The sequence below is a fragment of the Pseudomonas sp. MMS21 TM103 genome, assembly GCF_022132145.1.
Lineage (GTDB): Bacteria > Pseudomonadota > Gammaproteobacteria > Pseudomonadales > Pseudomonadaceae > Aquipseudomonas.
The window spans coordinates 658,692-674,355 of sequence record NZ_JAJISP010000002.1 but is presented as its reverse complement, the minus strand read 5'-3'; the positions used below and the strand labels follow the sequence as shown (position 1 = coordinate 674,355).

At 59.9% G+C, this 15,664-nt stretch carries 17 protein-coding genes and 3 tRNA genes; 10 read left to right on the top strand and 10 right to left on the bottom strand.

What is annotated here, in order from left to right; all coding sequences use genetic code 11:
- Positions 1–130: 130 nt before the first annotated feature.
- From LJY18_RS10135 to LJY18_RS10110, 6 genes are all read right to left on the bottom strand, one after another.
- A complete protein-coding gene (locus LJY18_RS10135; RefSeq protein WP_238041674.1) occupies positions 131–985 on the bottom strand; it encodes a pirin family protein in 855 nt (284 codons plus the stop codon).
- Positions 986–1,081: 96 nt separating this feature from the next.
- On the bottom strand, positions 1,082–1,525 hold the full coding sequence (locus LJY18_RS10130; protein WP_238041673.1) for a MerR family transcriptional regulator: 444 nt from the start codon (positions 1,523–1,525) through the stop codon (positions 1,082–1,084).
- Positions 1,526–1,598: 73 nt separating this feature from the next.
- Positions 1,599–2,333 carry an MlaA family lipoprotein gene (locus LJY18_RS10125; protein WP_238041867.1) on the bottom strand — a complete coding sequence of 245 codons (735 nt, stop codon included), beginning with the start codon at positions 2,331–2,333 and terminating at the stop codon, positions 1,599–1,601.
- 34 nt (positions 2,334–2,367) lie between these two features.
- Positions 2,368–3,666 (bottom strand): serine/threonine protein kinase, encoded by a 1,299-nt coding sequence (locus tag LJY18_RS10120; protein WP_238041672.1) that lies wholly within the window; start codon positions 3,664–3,666, stop codon positions 2,368–2,370.
- A gap of 93 nt (positions 3,667–3,759) precedes the next feature.
- Positions 3,760–4,242 (bottom strand): GNAT family N-acetyltransferase, encoded by a 483-nt coding sequence (locus LJY18_RS10115; protein ID WP_238041671.1) that lies wholly within the window; start codon positions 4,240–4,242, stop codon positions 3,760–3,762.
- A gap of 131 nt (positions 4,243–4,373) precedes the next feature.
- A complete protein-coding gene (locus LJY18_RS10110; protein ID WP_238041670.1) occupies positions 4,374–4,598 on the bottom strand; it encodes a DUF2061 domain-containing protein in 225 nt (74 codons plus the stop codon).
- A 257-nt stretch (positions 4,599–4,855) separates the two neighbouring features.
- Between LJY18_RS10110 and LJY18_RS10105 the strand changes: the two genes are divergently transcribed.
- A complete protein-coding gene (locus tag LJY18_RS10105) occupies positions 4,856–5,179 on the top strand; it encodes a ComEA family DNA-binding protein (protein WP_238041669.1) in 324 nt (107 codons plus the stop codon).
- Positions 5,180–5,350: 171 nt separating this feature from the next.
- Positions 5,351–6,478: a cell division protein ZapE gene (gene zapE / locus LJY18_RS10100; RefSeq protein ID WP_238041668.1), complete on the top strand. Its 1,128-nt coding sequence runs from the start codon at positions 5,351–5,353 to the stop codon at positions 6,476–6,478.
- Between the two features lie 241 nt (positions 6,479–6,719).
- Here zapE and LJY18_RS10095 read toward each other — a convergent pair.
- Positions 6,720–6,795, bottom strand: a tRNA-Asn gene (locus LJY18_RS10095).
- A 65-nt stretch (positions 6,796–6,860) separates the two neighbouring features.
- Positions 6,861–8,057 carry an amino acid aminotransferase gene (locus LJY18_RS10090; RefSeq protein ID WP_238041667.1) on the bottom strand — a complete coding sequence of 399 codons (1,197 nt, stop codon included), beginning with the start codon at positions 8,055–8,057 and terminating at the stop codon, positions 6,861–6,863.
- Between the two features lie 175 nt (positions 8,058–8,232).
- Here LJY18_RS10090 and uvrB point away from each other — a divergent pair, with 175 nt between their 5' ends.
- The gene (gene uvrB / locus LJY18_RS10085; protein WP_238041666.1) at positions 8,233–10,248 is read left to right on the top strand and encodes an excinuclease ABC subunit UvrB; all 2,016 of its coding nucleotides are present in this window, start codon (positions 8,233–8,235) and stop codon (positions 10,246–10,248) included.
- A gap of 222 nt (positions 10,249–10,470) precedes the next feature.
- Here the strand turns inward: uvrB and rdgC are convergent, their stop codons facing one another.
- Positions 10,471–11,391 (bottom strand): recombination-associated protein RdgC, encoded by a 921-nt coding sequence (gene rdgC, locus LJY18_RS10080; protein ID WP_238041665.1) that lies wholly within the window; start codon positions 11,389–11,391, stop codon positions 10,471–10,473.
- A 161-nt stretch (positions 11,392–11,552) separates the two neighbouring features.
- Here rdgC and LJY18_RS10075 point away from each other — a divergent pair.
- The 4 genes from LJY18_RS10075 (at position 11,553) to LJY18_RS10060 (ending at position 13,478) form a co-directional block, all read left to right on the top strand.
- Positions 11,553–11,628: transfer RNA gene (locus tag LJY18_RS10075), tRNA-Val, on the top strand.
- 20 nt (positions 11,629–11,648) lie between these two features.
- Positions 11,649–11,725: transfer RNA gene (locus tag LJY18_RS10070), tRNA-Asp, on the top strand.
- A gap of 188 nt (positions 11,726–11,913) precedes the next feature.
- A complete protein-coding gene (locus LJY18_RS10065; RefSeq protein ID WP_238041664.1) occupies positions 11,914–12,618 on the top strand; it encodes an FKBP-type peptidyl-prolyl cis-trans isomerase in 705 nt (234 codons plus the stop codon).
- Positions 12,619–13,028: 410 nt separating this feature from the next.
- The gene (locus LJY18_RS10060; RefSeq protein ID WP_238041663.1) at positions 13,029–13,478 is read left to right on the top strand and encodes a YkvA family protein; all 450 of its coding nucleotides are present in this window, start codon (positions 13,029–13,031) and stop codon (positions 13,476–13,478) included.
- A gap of 4 nt (positions 13,479–13,482) precedes the next feature.
- Here LJY18_RS10060 and LJY18_RS10055 read toward each other — a convergent pair whose 3' ends face one another.
- Positions 13,483–14,181: a substrate-binding periplasmic protein gene (locus tag LJY18_RS10055; RefSeq protein WP_238041662.1), complete on the bottom strand. Its 699-nt coding sequence runs from the start codon at positions 14,179–14,181 to the stop codon at positions 13,483–13,485.
- A gap of 176 nt (positions 14,182–14,357) precedes the next feature.
- On the opposite strand from LJY18_RS10055, the gene LJY18_RS10050 reads away from it, so the two are divergent.
- The 3 genes from LJY18_RS10050 to LJY18_RS10040 are packed head-to-tail and all read left to right on the top strand — an operon-like array spanning position 14,358 to position 15,508.
- Complete coding sequence (locus tag LJY18_RS10050) at positions 14,358–14,678, top strand: helix-turn-helix domain-containing protein (RefSeq protein WP_238041661.1); 321 nt, start codon at positions 14,358–14,360, stop codon at positions 14,676–14,678.
- Positions 14,675–15,040, top strand: coding sequence for a hypothetical protein (locus LJY18_RS10045; RefSeq protein ID WP_238041660.1), 366 nt, complete (start codon positions 14,675–14,677; stop codon positions 15,038–15,040). The genes LJY18_RS10050 and LJY18_RS10045 overlap by 4 nt, the downstream gene beginning before the upstream one ends.
- Positions 15,041–15,508: a sel1 repeat family protein gene (locus LJY18_RS10040; protein ID WP_238041659.1), complete on the top strand. Its 468-nt coding sequence runs from the start codon at positions 15,041–15,043 to the stop codon at positions 15,506–15,508.
- The last annotated feature ends 156 nt before the right edge of the window (positions 15,509–15,664 follow it).

The following is a 15,664-nucleotide window of genomic DNA, read 5'->3' as shown; positions in this document are numbered from 1 at the left end:
GAGAGTTTCCGGGTTCATAGGGCCTTGGGAGCCTACGCCACCGTTGCTGGTGGCGGGTTAAGCGTCATCCCCTCCTACGCTGTTGCAGTCCTTGCGCATGAACATCGGGTCCAGGGCCATGCGCCGCGTATCAGGCCAGCACGCCATCACGGAAGTCGCGTAGCGCCTGCTCGATTTCTTCCTGGGTATTCATCACGAATGGCCCGTATTGCACGATGGGCTCGCCCAGCGGCTTGCCGGCGATCAGCAGCAGCTGGGCGCCGTCGCGGCTGCTTAGCAGCAGCTCCCCACTGTCGGACAAGCGCACCAGGCGTCCGGCCGGTACTGCCTGCGCACTGGCGCCTGGTAATTCAAGCGTACCGGCGTAGACATAGAGCATGGCGCGATGGCCTTCCGGTAGGCGCGGAGCGATCTGGCTGCCGGCTGGCAGGCGCAAATCGAACAGATGTGGCTCGGTATGCGGACGCTGCACCGCGCCGCTTTGCTGCACGTCGCCGTCGTCGAACTGCCCGGCGATCACCACCACCTCGACCCCGGCGGAGGTGGTCAGGTGCGGAATCTCGCTGGCCGGAATGTCGCGGTAGCCGGGATCGCCGAGCTTGTCCTTGGCCGGCAGGTTGAGCCACAGCTGGAAGCCGCGCATGAGCCCTTGTTCCTGCTCGGGCATTTCGCTGTGGATGATGCCGCGGGCGGCGGTCATCCACTGCACGCCGCCGCTTTGCAATAGACCGACATTGCCCAGGTGGTCTTCATGGCGCATGCGGCCTTCGAGCATGTAGGTGATGGTCTCGAAACCGCGGTGGGGGTGCGGCGGGAAGCCGGCGATGTAGTCGTCAGGATTGTCCGAGGCGAATTCATCGAGCATCAGGAAGGGGTCGAAGCGCTCGATCCCGCCGCCGCCAATCACCCGGTTCAAGCGCACCCCTGCACCGTCGGACGCGGGTTGGCCAGGTTGGATGGCGAGTACGCTGCGCAGTGGATTCATCGGGCACCTCCTCAAGTTGGAATATGCCCATCATATGCCGGTCAATCAGATCGATGGTTGCGAAATACGCGGGATAATCATCAGTTTATTAGATGGCTAGTGGGCCGGGCAGGGCGTGGCTGGACGATTTTCGCTGGGCAGTTCGAAATCTTCGATCAGCCGGCAGATGGCCTGGCCATCCGGGGCGCATTCAGGTTTCTCGGCCCACTCGTCAAGCGCATTGCGCATCACCAGGGCCAGACGCTGACATTCCTCGATATGCGCCTGCAGGGTAAGCAGGCGTTCGCCAAGCAGGTCGCGAACTTCGCTGCAGGGCGCGGTACCACTGTCGGCGCGGGCGAGAATGCTCTGCACGTCCTTGAGACTGAAGCCCAGGCGGCGAGCGCGGGCGATAAAGCGCAGGCGCTGCAGGTCGTCGTTGACGTAGTGCTGATAGCCGTTATGCGGATCGCGGCTGGGACGCAGTAAGCCGAGGTCGGTGTAATGGCGCACAGTCTCCGCGCTGACGGTAGCGGCTTTGGCCAGTTGGGCGACACGCATGGGGGTACTCCTGAAAGAACAAGGGTCGCGCCAGGTTAAAACCCTGGGGCGACCCTATGGTCAAGCGGTCGGCTTACTCGACAATCAACAGCTTGCGCGACTCATTGTAGAAGTAGCGGATTTTCTCGTACTCGAACGGCGAATTGAGCTGGCCGTAACGAAAGTTGACAGTGGAGCGCTGGTCGACCGTCTCGAGCAAAAAGATTTCCGGATGGCTGTTGGTGGCCTCGGCCACGTTCAGCCAGTTGACCTGACTCTTGGCGCTGAAATCCACCACCAGTCCGCCAGTGTCGCGCAGGTTGGAGGGGCCGAGCAGCGGCAGCATCAGGTAAGGCCCGGCCGGTGCACCATAGAACCCCAATGTCTGGCCGAAGTCTTCGCGCTGTTTTGGCAGACCCATGCGGCTTGCCGGATCCCACAGCCCGGCCACGCCGATGGTGGTATTGAGCAACAGGCGCGCGGTGGTTTCCATTGAGCGCTTGGCTTTGAGCTGCAGCACGCTGTTGAGCAGGTTGGGCACGTCGCCGAGGTTGCTGAAGAAGTTGCTCACCCCATGTTGCACGACAGTCGGGGTGATATAGCGATAACCGTCGACTATGGGCAGAAACACCCATTGATCGAAGCGGTAGTTGAAGTGGTAGACGCGCCGGTTCCAGGACTCCAGGGGGTCATAGACAGTCAGGGCATCGAGGGTCGAGCGCTCGAATTCGCGCTGATTCAGGCCCGGATTAAACTGCAGGTGATCCAGGGGGCGCTTGAAGCCGTCTTCGTCGGCCTGATGCTGGGCCTGGGTCAGGCCGCTGATCATGAGCAGGGTCAGCAGCAGGGTTGTAGCAAGAGGCTTAACCACGGAAGAACTCCAGCATGGCGTCGCTGTTGACGCGGTAGTTGAGGTTGCCGCAGTGCCCGCCGAATGGGTAGACGGTCAGACGATCACCCAGGGTTCTGCGCAGAAAGCCCAGATCGCCAGGGCCGAGGATGAAGTCATCGGCATTGTGCATCACGGCGATCTTGCTGGAGTTTTTCAGGTAGTCCTCGACGGCATAGAGACTGATCTGGTCGATCATTTGGGTGATGCTGCCGCCGTCATCGCGCGCTCGCCACATCGGGATCAGCTGCTCGCTGATGTAGCAGTCGAAGTTGCATTGCAGGGCGCGCTTGAAGAACGGTGTGAGGCTTGTGCTGTCGTTGATCGGGTAGCGCGCCGGGGTGATCACACCACGCCTGTTGATCAGGTCTGAGGTGAACGCGATGTCGGCAGCAGCAAAGCGGAACACGGTACCAATCAGCATGGCCATCTGCTCATCGGAAAGCTGCTCCTTGGAGCGCTGGAAATCGAAGAGCATCGCATCGTTGAGGTCAACATAACCCTTGGCCTGGAAATAGCGGGTCAGCTTGGCCAGCACCGTCTCGTAGAAGGTGGTGCTGTTGTTGATGCCCTCGACCTGGGTTTGTACCAGGCGGTCTAGGTTGCCGGTCGAGGTGTAGAGATTGACCGGCGGGTTGAGCATCAGCACACGTTTGAAATTGAAGCTACGCCGGGTTTCGTCGAGTTGGCTGACGAATGCCGCTTGCAGGGCGCCCAGGCTGTAACCCACCAGGTTGAAAGCACTGACCTGCAGACGTGGGTGCTGGGCGCGCACGGCCTGCATCGCACGATAGAGGTCGTCGGCATCTTCGCCGGTGAGTCCCGGTGTGGCGGAGCGAGAGGCGGCGCTCATGAAATCGTAGCTGGTCGGTGAGGATAGCTGCACGACGTGGTATCCGGCACCGTAGAACAGTTTTTTCAGGTATTCCGCCGTGCTGCTGTTATACGGCATGCCCGTGCCGGCGATGATGAAAATCAGCGGGGCCTCACCTTTTTGCTCGGCCAGGCTATAACCCATCTTGGTCACCGGCCAGAAGTTATCCGGCAATTCAAACTCGCGCTCCGGGCGCAGTTTGACCCGGTAGTCCTCCTGGTCAATGTCGGCATCGGCCGGCAGTTGCGGTTGCAGTTCGGGTGGCGTGGTGGCGATGGTCGCCTCGAACGGGTTAGTCAGAGGGTAACCATAGCTTTGCGCGTCGATATCAGCTGCCAACAGTGGCCCGCCGAGGGTTATGCCGCAAAGCAGAGCAGCGAGACGATATACAAGCGGCATGACTTAAATCCCTTTAAAAGAGAGCGGATTGATCACGGATTGATCGAGTTGGAAATGTTGGACAGCGAAACCTTCACAAAGTGCCGGTCAAACCTATGTTTGACTCAGGTCGTGCAGCGCAGGGCCGGTCAGGCGATACACCGTCCAGTCACCCAGCGGCTCGGCTCCCAGACGCTGATAGAAGCCGATGGCTGGCTCGTTCCAGTCTAGTACCGACCATTCCAGGCGCCCGCAGCCACGCTCTATAGCCAGGCTTGCCAGCTTGCCGAGCAAGGCCTTGCCCAGGCCCGTACCGCGGGCGCTGGAGCGTACATAGAGATCCTCCAGATAGATACCGGGTTTACCAAGGAAGGTCGAATAATTGTGGAAGAACAGAGCAAAGCCGGCGGCGGCACCATCCACCTCGCCGATCAGTACCTCGGCAAAGGGCCGCGAACCGAACAGGTGCTCGGCCATTTGTACGGGGTCGGCGACCACCTGGTCGCTGAGCTTTTCATACTCGGCCAGTTCGCGGATAAAGCCGAGAATCAACGCAACATCGTCACGCTGGGCACTGCGGATGTGCAACTGGGGCATGGTCGTTCCTTGAACTGTGGATCAGGCGAGCATGCAGTGAGGGCATGGGGGCTTGCAAGTCATACCCATGCGGTCGGCTGTTTTTACGATTAACCCACGGCCGTCGCGACGTTGCTTTCTTTCATCAGTCTTTAAGCCTGAGGGGGTAACCAGGAGTGTGTTGGTCGCGCTGTGGGCGGGCCCGAACGGATCTCCAGGTGCTGCCAGACCTTCTCATGGAAGTAGAAACCGACCGAGTCGCACAGTGGTTCGAGTGCAGCCACCAAGCCACTTGCCGCAACACTGCCGGTCAGCGCATAGGTCACCGAAAAAGCGATACAAAAGTGCATCAGGGTGAAGGTTAGGGTCTTGAGCATGGCAGGACTCTGATGAGAATAATTATCGTGAGATCTGAGGCTAGTGGCTCAATGTCGATTGATGAAATGACTCAATTATATTCAATCGATAGTATTTAGTGATTTACGCGGCGGTCTGCCCTGCAGTGCGTAGCAGCGAAAAGGCGACAAAACTGCGTGAGTTAATTTGACAAGGCGATGATGGCGGCTAACTTGAATTGCGCGGCGCATGGATGTCCCGCGCGTCGACTTGAGCTTTTCTGAAATGGAGTTCCAACATGCATAAGCGCTATCTCTCTTCCCTGCTGTGTGCTGTTCTGACCGCAACCGTTCTCAGCGTATCCGCCGCCGAAACCAGCAAGACTGCACCCGCTAAGGCTGCGGCCGTGCAAGTGGCTGAGGTCGGCATGGTCAATCTCAATACCGCCGATGCTCCGACGCTCCAGCGTGAACTGAGCGGTATCGGCGAGACCAAGGCCCTGGCTATCGTGGCTTACCGTGATGCCCATGGCGCATTCGCTTCGGTTGACGAGTTGCTCGAGGTCAAGGGTATCGGTGAGTCCATTCTGGCGAAGAATCGCGACAAGCTGAGCATCAATTAGCCGAATCGCTGGAAAACGAAGGCCGGTCGCTGACCGGCCTTTTTGTATTCTGGGGGTGACCGCAAGCCTGGCTCTGCCATACAGTGCGCGTTTTCTGGGCGGCCATTGGTCGTCCTGTAATGACGTGACCTGGCATAAACAGGTGCAGATCAACCGACGGTTATCTTTTCGATGAATGTGATGTCTCCCCAGGCGATCTACCAGCATGCTATCGAACAGCATGGTTTCCAGGCGGATGAGGCCCAGCAGCGGGCGGTGAGCTCGCTGGAAAGTTGCCATGGGGCGCTGCATCAACCAGAGGCCGCTGCCCAGCCAGTCAGTGGGGTGTATCTCTGGGGGCCGGTAGGGCGCGGCAAGACCTGGCTTATGGATCAGTTCTATCAAAGCCTGCGGGTGCCTGCGCGGCGTCAGCATTTTCATCATTTCATGCGCTGGGTGCACCGCCGCCTGTTCCAATTGACCGGCACGCCCGATCCCTTGCGGGCTTTGGCTCGTGAGCTGAGCGTCGAGGTCCGGGTGCTGTGTTTTGACGAGTTATTCGTCAGTGATATTGGCGATGCCATATTGGTCGGGGGCTTGTTGCGGCTGATGTTCGAGGAGGGTGTGGTGCTGGTTGCCACGTCCAACCAGATGCCGGAACAGCTGTATGCCGACGGTTTCAATCGGCAGCGCTTTATCCCGGCGATAGTCGCCATCAACCAGTACATGCAGGTAGTCAGTGTCGATGGTGGTCAGGACCACCGCCTGCATCCAGGCATACAGCATCAGCGCTATTGGCAGGCCGAGTCGGATCGGCCCAGTGCGCTGCCGGAGGTTTTCCGTCGATTAACGGCAGGCGAGCGCTCCACTGATACGCCCGTTTTACTCGGGCAACGCTCAATTAGCGTCGTGCAGAGGGCTGCGGCAGTGCTTTGGTGCCGCTTTGCCGATCTGTGCGAGCAGCCAATCTCGGCACTGGATTTTATTGCCCTGTGCGATCGTTTCTCGGTGATTGTGCTCAGCGAAGTGCCGGCACTGAGCGGCCAACAGAGGCCAGGTAATATCGCCCGTGGTACCGAGGACGGCATCGAACGGGTGCTGGCCGGCGATCGCGAGCTGCCCGCGCTGGCGGCGCATGACGATAGCGTACGACGCTTCATTGCGTTGGTGGATGAATGCTACGACCGCCGCGTGCCGCTCTACCTGGAAGCTCGGGTGCCGCTGGAAACGCTCTACACCGAGGGTTACCTGGCATTCCCGTTCCGCCGCACCCTGAGCCGCCTGCGGGAAATGCAACTGCAGCGATTTTCCGCTGTTTAGCTGGATCGATGCACTCGTCAGCTTCCTAAAGACAGTGCTGCTGAGAGTCCGCAGGCAATAAAAAGCCCAGCTGGATGGCTGGGCTCTTGAATTTGGCTCCGCGACCAGGACTCGACAGCGTCGCTGAACGCGCTTCAGCGCGGCCCCGGAGGGGTGAGCCTTGGCGAATAACCTGGGACGCAGTCCCGGTGAGAGTCCGCAGGCAATAAAAAGCCCAGCTGGATGGCTGGGCTCTCGAATTTGGCTCCGCGACCAGGACTCGAACCTGGGACCCAATGATTAACAGTCATTTGCTCTACCGACTGAGCTATCGCGGAACAACGATACGTATCCTACTGATTAGGAAGGGAAAGTCAAGTATCTAGGACTTTCCCTGGCCCGCTCAGAGAACCTGGGCGATGGCGCGAGTGACCGAATCCAGGTTCTTGTGGTTGAGTGCCGCGACGCAGATGCGGCCGGTGCCGACCGCGTAGATGCCGAACTCGTTCTTCAGGCGCTCCACCTGCTCGGTGGTGAGGCCCGAGTAGGAGAACATGCCGCGCTGCTGGGCGACGAAGCTGAAGTCGCGCTTGGCGCCCAGGGCGGTCAGTTGTTCGACCATGGCCATGCGCATGGCGCGAATGCGTTCACGCATTTCGCCCAGTTCGGCTTCCCACATGGCGCGCAGCTCGGGGCTGTTGAGCACCGCGGCGACCACGCTGGCGCCGTGAGTCGGCGGGTTCGAATAGTTGGTGCGGATTACGCGCTTGAGTTGCGACAGCACCCGACCGGTTTCGTCTTTCGAGCCGGTAACGATGGACAGCGCGCCGACTCGTTCGCCATACAGCGAGAACGACTTGGAGAAGGAGCTGGAGACAAAGAAGGTCAGGCCGGACTCGGCGAACAGGCGCACGGCGGCGGCGTCTTCTTCGATGCCGTCGCCAAAACCCTGGTAGGCGATGTCGAGGAAGGGTACGTGCTCGCGCTCGCGCAGGATTTCGAGAATGGCCTGCCAGTCGTCCATGCTCAGGTCGACGCCGGTCGGGTTGTGGCAGCAGGCATGCAATACTACGATCGACCGGGCGGGTAGGTTTTTCAGGTCTTCAAACAGGCCGCCGCGATTCACCCCATTGCTGAAGGCATCGTAGTAGCGGTAGTTGCGCACGGGGAAGCCCGCCGCCTCGAACAGTGCGCGATGGTTTTCCCAGCTCGGATCGCTGATGGCAACCGCTGCATCAGGCAGCAAACGCTTGAGAAAGTCCGCACCGATTTTCAACGCGCCAGTGCCGCCCAGGGCCTGGGCAGTAATCACCCGGCCTTCCTTCATCAGGGCCGAGTCGGCGCCGAACAACAGGGTCTGCACGGCCTGGTCGTAAGCGGCGATGCCCTCAATCGGCAAGTAGCCGCGGGGCGCATGGGTGGCAGTCAGCGCATTTTCTGCTTCTGCCACGGCCCGCAATAGCGGAATTCGCCCATCTTCATTGGTGTACACGCCAACACCGAGGTTGACCTTGTTGGGGCGGGTATCGGCGTTGAATGCTTCGTTGAGGCCCAGAATGGGGTCGCGCGGAGCCATTTCGACGGCAGAGAACAGACTCATGGATGCGGCAGCTCGAATGAAGAGGGGTGAATGTCTGCAACGCCCCACTAGGGGTTGCGTAAGTGGGTCGGTAGTATAACGACCCATAACGTGCGTCGCGACAGCGGGTACACGCATTTCAACTGTTTTGACGTACGCTTTCAGATCGCGTCACAGTCGTTCGTCGAGGTTAGTCATGTCCAAGTTCCAACTGGTCACCCGTTTCCAGCCTGCCGGCGATCAGCCGGAGGCCATTCGGCAGATGGTGGAAGGCATTGAGGCGGGTTTGTCGCACCAGACCCTGCTCGGCGTGACTGGCTCGGGCAAGACCTTCAGCATCGCCAATGTGATTGCGCAGATCCAGCGTCCAACTTTGATTCTGGCGCCAAACAAGACCCTGGCCGCTCAGCTGTATGGGGAGTTCAAGAGTTTCTTCCCGAACAACGCGGTGGAGTATTTCGTTTCCTATTACGACTACTACCAGCCGGAAGCCTACGTGCCTTCCTCGGACACCTTTATCGAGAAGGATGCCTCGATCAACGATCACATCGAGCAGATGCGCCTGTCGGCGACCAAGGCGCTGCTGGAACGACCGGATGCGATCATCGTCACCACGGTGTCGTGTATCTACGGTCTGGGTAGCCCCGAGTCCTATCTGAAGATGGTGCTGCACGTCGATCGCGGCGACAAGCTGGATCAGCGTGAGCTGCTGCGCCGCCTGGCTGATTTGCAGTACACGCGCAACGATATGGATTTTGCCCGTGCCAGCTTTCGAGTGCGCGGCGACGTGATCGATGTGTTTCCGGCGGAGTCGGAGCTGGAGGCCGTGCGCGTCGAGCTGTTCGATGACGAGGTGGAGAGCCTGTCAGCGTTCGATCCGCTGACCGGCGAGGTGATCCGCAAGTTGCCGCGTTTCACCTTCTACCCCAAGAGCCACTACGTCACCCCGCGCGAGGTGCTGCTGGAGGCGGTGGACAAGATCAAGGTTGAACTGGCTGAACGCCTGGACTACCTGCGCAGCAACAACAAGTTGGTCGAGGCGCAACGTCTGGAGCAGCGCACCCGTTTCGACCTGGAGATGATTCTCGAGCTGGGCTACTGCAACGGCATCGAAAACTACTCACGCTACCTCTCTGGGCGCGGGCCGGGTGAGCCGCCACCGACCCTTTACGACTACCTGCCGGACGAGGCGCTGCTGGTGATCGACGAGTCCCACGTCTCGGTGCCGCAGGTCGGCGCCATGTACAAGGGTGACCGCTCGCGCAAGGAAACGCTGGTTGAGTATGGCTTTCGCCTGCCCTCGGCGCTGGATAACCGGCCGATGCGTTTCGAGGAGTGGGAGGCGGCCAGCCCGCAGACTATCTTCGTCTCGGCTACCCCGGGCAACTACGAGGCCGAGCATGCCGGGCGGGTGATCGAGCAAGTGGTGCGGCCGACCGGCCTGGTCGATCCGCAGATCGAGGTGCGTCCGGCGCTGACCCAGGTCGACGACCTGCTCTCGGAAATTCACAAGCGTGTGGCTCTGGGCGAGCGGGTGCTGGTCACCACGCTGACCAAGCGCATGGCCGAGGATTTGACTGACTACCTGGCCGATCATGGCGCCAAGGTGCGCTACCTGCATTCCGACATCGATACGGTGGAGCGGGTCGAAATCATTCGTGACTTGCGCATCGGTGCTTTCGACGTGCTGGTCGGTATCAACCTGCTGCGCGAAGGCCTGGACATGCCGGAAGTCTCGCTGGTGGCGATTCTCGATGCGGATAAGGAGGGCTTCCTGCGCAGTGAGCGCTCGCTGATCCAGACCATCGGCCGCGCGGCGCGTAATCTCAATGGGCGGGCGATCCTCTATGCCGACCGCATGACCGGCTCGATGGAGCGCGCCATCGGCGAAACCGAGCGGCGGCGCAACAAGCAGATCGCCTTCAACACGGCCAATGGCATCATCCCCAAGGGCGTGTTTAAGGATGTCCAGGATATTCTCGAAGGCGCCACGGTGCCGGGTTCGCGTAGCAAGAAGCGCAAGGGCATGGCCCAGGCGGCGGAAGAAAGTGCGCGTTACGAGAACGAGCTACGTTCGCCGAGCGAAATTGCCAAGCGCATTCGGCAACTGGAAGAGAAAATGTACCAGATGGCCCGGGATCTGGAGTTCGAGGCCGCCGCGCAGGTGCGTGATGAGATCCACAAACTGCGTGAGCGCTTGTTGCAGGTGTGATTACACGCTGGTTCCCGACTCTGAGCTGCAGCGACCCATGTCAGGTCCCGGATGGCATCCGGGACCAGGGCCGAGCTGCTGGTCCCGGCGCATTCCGGGAGGCGCTCCCGGATTGCCCGGGCGCTCAGCGGGGCTTCAGCATGAAACCTGCAGACAACTGGCGCGGCGCAGATTGAGCGAGTCCGGCCGGCCGGTTGGCAGTCTGCTCTCGGACAATTCCCCTTAGATACCCTGTGGCGTCTCTTCGCCGCCCAGGGCCTCGAACAGCGCGGGGAGGAAGTCGACGAAGGTCAGCATCATCAGGGTGAAGCTGGCGTCCTGTTGGCCGAGGGCGTCATCGCCGCCATCCTGCTCCGCCTGATCCTGCAGCAGGTCTTCGAAGCGCAGGCGCTTGACCACCAGCTTGTCGTCGAGCATGAACGACAGCTTGTCCTGCCAGGCCAGGGACAGTTGAGTGACCTGTTTGCCGGAGGTCATGTGCAGCTGGATTTCATCGCCGGTCAGGTCCTGACGTTTGCAGCGCACCACGCCACCATCTTCGTGGGTGTCGCGCAGTTCGCACTCGTCGAGTACGTGGAAGTCGTCGGCGGCTTTCTGTGTCTTGACCCACTCGGTCATGGTGGCGCTGGGGGCAATCTTCACCGTCAAGGGGCGCACCGGAAGCGAGCCGATGGCTTCACGCAGGGTGGAGAGCAGGTCTTCCGCACGTTTCGGGCTGGAGGCGTCGACCAGGATCAGGCCTTGCTTGGGTGCGATGGCGGCGAAGGTCGCCGACTTGCGGATAAAGGCGCGCGGCAGGAAGGTCTGCACGATGTCGTCCTTGAGCTGGTCACGTTCCTTCTTGTAGACCTTGCGCATCTGTTCGGCTTCGATCTCGTCGACTTTTTCCTTCAAGGCATCGCGCACCACGCTGCCCGGCAGGATGCGTTCTTCCTTGCGTGCCGCGATCAGCAGAAAGTCGCCGCTGGCATGCACCAGGGGTGCATCGCCGCCTTTGCCGAAGGGGGCGACGAAGCCATAGGTGGTCAGCTCCTGGCTGGCACAGGGGCGCGCCGGTTTGGCAGCCAGTGCGGCTTCAAGTGCCTCGACATCGAAGGGGACGTTTTGGGTGAGGCGATAAACCAGCAGGTTACGAAACCACATGAGGGGGTGACTCTCCATTAACGCAAAGCGCGCATTATTCTCCCCTTGGCGCCTCAGGCCAAGCCTGCGCTAAGCCTTTGGCACGTCGATAAAAAATTTTTAAATCAGTGCTTGCCAAGGTGGGGTCGGCTGTCTAGAATGCGGCCCACTTCGAGAGTGAAGGGTGATTAGCTCAGCTGGGAGAGCAGCTGCCTTACAAGCAGCGGGTCGGCGGTTCGATCCCGTCATCACCCACCAACTCGTTTTTGAAGTTACGCGCAGCGGTAGTTCAGTCGGTTAGAATACCGGCCTGTCACGCCGGGGGTCGCGGGTTCGAGTCCCGTCCGCTGCGCCATTTTTTACCTCGCTCCATCTCTGCTATGCCCCTTCCGCAAGACTCGCTTCATTCCTGTCGAATTTCGCCTAAACACTTGAACTTATACGCATTTCCTCGTTCGTATCCTGGTAGCCAGTGATTGCGGCAGCCTGCTAAGCTCGCGCCTTCACTCGATTGCCCTAGGGCGCACCGAACAAGGAATAAGCATGAAACAGTATCGTTTAGCGGCGGCGGTCGCTCTGGCAGGCCTGGTTCTCGCGGGTTGTGATTCGCAAACCAATCCAGAGTTGGAGACCCCGGCACAAAAGGCCTCCTACGGTATCGGCCTGAACATGGGCAAGAGCCTGGCACAGGAAGGTATGGATGACCTCGATTCGAAAGCTGTGGCTCAAGGCATCGAAGATGCCATCGGCAAGAAAGAGCAGCGCCTGAAAGACGACGAGCTGGTCGAGGCTTTTGCGTTCCTGCAGAAACGTGCCGAAGAACGCATGGCTACCATGAACGAGGAGTCGGCCAAGGCTGGCAAGAAGTTCCTCGAAGAGAATGGCAAGCGTGAAGGCGTGGTCACCACCGAGTCCGGTTTGCAGTACGAAGTGCTGAAAAAAGCCGAAGGCGATCAGCCGAAAGCCACTGATGTGGTGAGCGTGCACTATGAAGGCAAGTTGACCGATGGCAGCGTGTTCGACAGCTCTATCGAGCGCGGTACCCCGATCGAGCTGCCTGTCAGCGGCGTGATTCCAGGTTGGGTCGAAGGCTTGCAGCTGATGCATGTCGGCGAGAAGTACAAGCTCTATATCCCGAGTGAGCTGGCATACGGCGAGCAAAGCCCGACTCCGGCGATCCCGGCCAACTCGGTGTTGGTGTTCGAGTTGGAGCTGCTGGCAATCAAGGCCGCCAGTGCCGAGCAGTAAGCGCTAGGCGTTTGTCGAGTCTCGGATAGTCCAGAGTTCGGCAGGCCGTCAGTGTTGCAGGCAGCGCCCCGTATGACGGGGCGTTGTCGTTTTTGCCGATTACAAAGTGCGACCTAGAGTGACTGGTGGGTCGAAAAATAGCTTCATTGGAATTCGGGCGCCACGGTTATGCACATTTTCCCCGGCTGATGCGCGAGCTGATCTTGCGCTTCTTGCAAAACTCTTTGCAAATTTCAAGTTGTTGATTTAAAACAATTTAATGAGCTGAGTAAAAAATGTCCGATCTGTAGCGAGGCCCTGTGGGGCGGGCGTTTGGTCGGTCCATCTGGAAACTGTTCACAAGGTTATCCACAGCTTTAGTGGATAACCCAAGCCAGCCCAGCAAGCATGCGGGTTGACGAGGAATCCCAATGAAACAGCCGTGGAATTTTTCCAGTTACCTGCGCTTGGCACCGGCTTTTTTACGTCGTGGGCGCTTGCCTGCTTTGCTGCTGGCAGTGGCACGCAAGAGTGGCAAGCCAGGCCGGCGCTTGAGTGCCTTGAAAGATGATTTGAGACTTCTTCAAGGTCTCTGCATGGCTTGGTGGCGAGGTGAGTATCGAGCGATCAGTTCTCAGGCGTTATTGGCGGTGGTCGCTGCGTTGCTGTATTTCGTCACGCCACTGGATGCGCTACCGGATTGGTTGCCGATGGTCGGCTTTATCGATGATCTGGCCGTACTGGCCTGGGTGCTGCGCACCTGGAGCGATGAGTTGGCGGCATATCGTGCCTGGCGAGATGCCCAGGCGCCAGAGGCGCTCGAGGTTATCGAGCGCTTGCCCGATGAGCAAAGCCTGGCGTTGGATAAGCCGAAGCCGTGATGGGCTACTGAGGAGGCGGGACGGAGGTGCCATCGAGCATCTGCGCGATCGCGCCCGAGTCACGCAGTTCCAGCAGCACCTCATTCAGCCGCTCGGTACCGATCGGCAGGTGTTGGCCATAGATGCAATACAGGTCGTAGCGCTGTACCACCCAGTCACTGAAGTGCAGGGGCAGCTCTGGGCGTTGGGCCAGCTTGTAAGTCAGGGGGCGGCGCATGTCGATCAGCGCATCCAGGCGTTGCTTGCTCAGCAGGTACAGTCCGCTGTCGAGGTCGCGGACATTCTGGCGAATCACCAGTCCACGCGCGAAAGCCTCCATCAGCGGCAGGCTGTAGATGTAACCGAGTTGAGTGCCGAGGAATTTGCCGTACAGATCATGCAATCCGGTCACAGGCGCCTGTCGGTCATGCAGTAGGAGTACGTCCTCCTCCTGGTAAAGTTTGGGTGACCAGCGATAGCGCTGTGGTTCGGCCACCCATTCCGGGTTGGCGTTGCAGATCAGATGAATGCGTCCGCGCTGAATGAACTCTTCAATGCGCCTGTTCGGGGTCTCGACGAACTGCAGCTCGAGGTTCAGGCGTTGGCCGACCCTGCTGCCAAGCTGGTGGGTGAATCCACCAAGTAATTGATGATTGCGGACCTCGACATAAGGCATGTCGTCGGCTGGAGAAAAGCCCCAGCGCAATGCTTCTGCATCGCTCATGGCACTCCAGCAGCCCAGCAGAAGAATCGCCAGCGCTCTCAAAATACCCCCGGGACACTGCCCTTATAGTCTCAAGGCAGTATAGGTCACGCCCTTTAGAGTTTCGGGCTGTTAACATAGTCAACTGCAAGGAAGGTGCTGAGGCTGTCGGTACTGCTTTCCACGGAGAGTCGAGAATGAAAGTGCAAGTAATCAAACGTGATGGCGAGCCTGAATATGCGGTACTGCCCTGGGCAGATTACCTGGCCTTGTTGCAGGCTGCGGGTCAGGCTGCGCAAGTGCCGCAGGCGGCTGCGGATGCAGTCAAGCCGGCGCTGAGCGAATTGACGCGTTTACGTGAAGAAAAGGGCTTGACGCTGCAAGAGTTGGCGCGCTCGGTGGGGATCAGTCCGCATTATCTGGGCATGATCGAAAGCGCCGAGCGCCAGCCAGATGCCGCTATCAAGCGGGCCTTGGCCTGGGCGCTCGGTGTCGCAGGCTGGGAGGAGAAGCTTTGAGCGTAAGTATCAGTCGTCAGCATTGGCAGGCTTTGCTCGATGAGTTGGAAGATGCTCGACGTCAGCGTCATCTGCTGACCTATAGAGCATTGGTCGAGCGTTTGGCCTTGCCTACCCCGGCGATGCAAACGCTCACTGCTGCGTTAGAGCATCTGGCGGCCCTGGATGCCCGTGCCGAACGGCCGCTGCGTAGCGCCTTGGTGATCAGTCAGGGCGCCAGCCGGCTGCCGCGAACCGGGTTCTTCGACTGCGTGATTCGTCTTGGCCGCTTTAACGGTGCTTCGGATGGTGTAGCTGCTGCCTCCTGGCATGCGTCCGAAGTGGTGCGAGTGTTCGAGTTCGATTACTCCGAGGGGCTCTGAGTGCTGTGGCGTCTGCGTGCACGAATAGGCTATGTCGTGGCCCGGCGACTTTTCCACTGGTCGTGGTTGGTCAAGCAGCCACGTGGCTGGCGCTGGCTGGAAGGTCAGTTCGCGCGCATGGCCAGCCTCGGTGACGTGGCCGCGCAGAGCTTCTACGGGCATATCCTGCTGTTTCGTGGGCAGGGCTTTGCCGCCCGTGACGAAGGCGTGCGTCTGTTGCGCCTGGCTGCCTCTGGTGGCGATGCCAAGGCCGCCTATCAGCTCGGCGTGCTGAGCCTGGCGGGCAACACCCGGCAAGCTCCCGATGTTCTCGAAAGCGTGCGCTGGTGGACGCTGGCGGCAGCTGCGGGTCATGCCTTGGCGGCTCAGCGCTTGGCCGACCTATATCGCGAGGGTCATCCGGGCTTGCCGGCCGACGCCGAGCAGGCGGCGCGCTTTGTCCAGAGGGCCCAAGAGCTGGGATTGTAGCGGGGAGGGGCGGGTCATGCGGGAGGCGCAACGCTACCCGCTTTGCTATTGCGTCTGCGGTGATCGGCGATCAGGCGATCGAAGTCCCAGGACGCCTCAGGATCGCCGGGTCACAACAAGCTGGCTCCTTCAGCTTTTCTATACCCTGATAAGAAT

Excerpts from the sequence above, each read along its gene's own strand:
- uvrB (WP_238041666.1), top strand. The coding sequence starts at position 8,233 with ATGTCCAAGTTCCAACTGGTCACCCGTTTCCAGCCTGCCGGCGATCAG.
- rdgC (WP_238041665.1), bottom strand. The coding sequence starts at position 11,391 with ATGTGGTTTCGTAACCTGCTGGTTTATCGCCTCACCCAAAACGTCCCC.
- LJY18_RS10065 (WP_238041664.1), top strand. The coding sequence starts at position 11,914 with ATGAAACAGTATCGTTTAGCGGCGGCGGTCGCTCTGGCAGGCCTGGTT.
- LJY18_RS10130 (WP_238041673.1), bottom strand. The coding sequence starts at position 1,525 with ATGCGTGTCGCCCAACTGGCCAAAGCCGCTACCGTCAGCGCGGAGACT.
- LJY18_RS10110 (WP_238041670.1), bottom strand. The coding sequence starts at position 4,598 with ATGCTCAAGACCCTAACCTTCACCCTGATGCACTTTTGTATCGCTTTT.
- LJY18_RS10060 (WP_238041663.1), top strand. The coding sequence starts at position 13,029 with ATGAAACAGCCGTGGAATTTTTCCAGTTACCTGCGCTTGGCACCGGCT.
- LJY18_RS10050 (WP_238041661.1), top strand. The coding sequence starts at position 14,358 with ATGAAAGTGCAAGTAATCAAACGTGATGGCGAGCCTGAATATGCGGTA.
- LJY18_RS10115 (WP_238041671.1), bottom strand. The coding sequence starts at position 4,242 with ATGCCCCAGTTGCACATCCGCAGTGCCCAGCGTGACGATGTTGCGTTG.
- zapE (WP_238041668.1), top strand. The coding sequence starts at position 5,351 with ATGAATGTGATGTCTCCCCAGGCGATCTACCAGCATGCTATCGAACAG.
- LJY18_RS10120 (WP_238041672.1), bottom strand. The coding sequence starts at position 3,666 with ATGCCGCTTGTATATCGTCTCGCTGCTCTGCTTTGCGGCATAACCCTC.
- LJY18_RS10090 (WP_238041667.1), bottom strand. The coding sequence starts at position 8,057 with ATGAGTCTGTTCTCTGCCGTCGAAATGGCTCCGCGCGACCCCATTCTG.
- LJY18_RS10125 (WP_238041867.1), bottom strand. The coding sequence starts at position 2,333 with ATGATCAGCGGCCTGACCCAGGCCCAGCATCAGGCCGACGAAGACGGC.
- LJY18_RS10055 (WP_238041662.1), bottom strand. The coding sequence starts at position 14,181 with ATGAGCGATGCAGAAGCATTGCGCTGGGGCTTTTCTCCAGCCGACGAC.
- LJY18_RS10135 (WP_238041674.1), bottom strand. The coding sequence starts at position 985 with ATGAATCCACTGCGCAGCGTACTCGCCATCCAACCTGGCCAACCCGCG.
- LJY18_RS10105 (WP_238041669.1), top strand. The coding sequence starts at position 4,856 with ATGCATAAGCGCTATCTCTCTTCCCTGCTGTGTGCTGTTCTGACCGCA.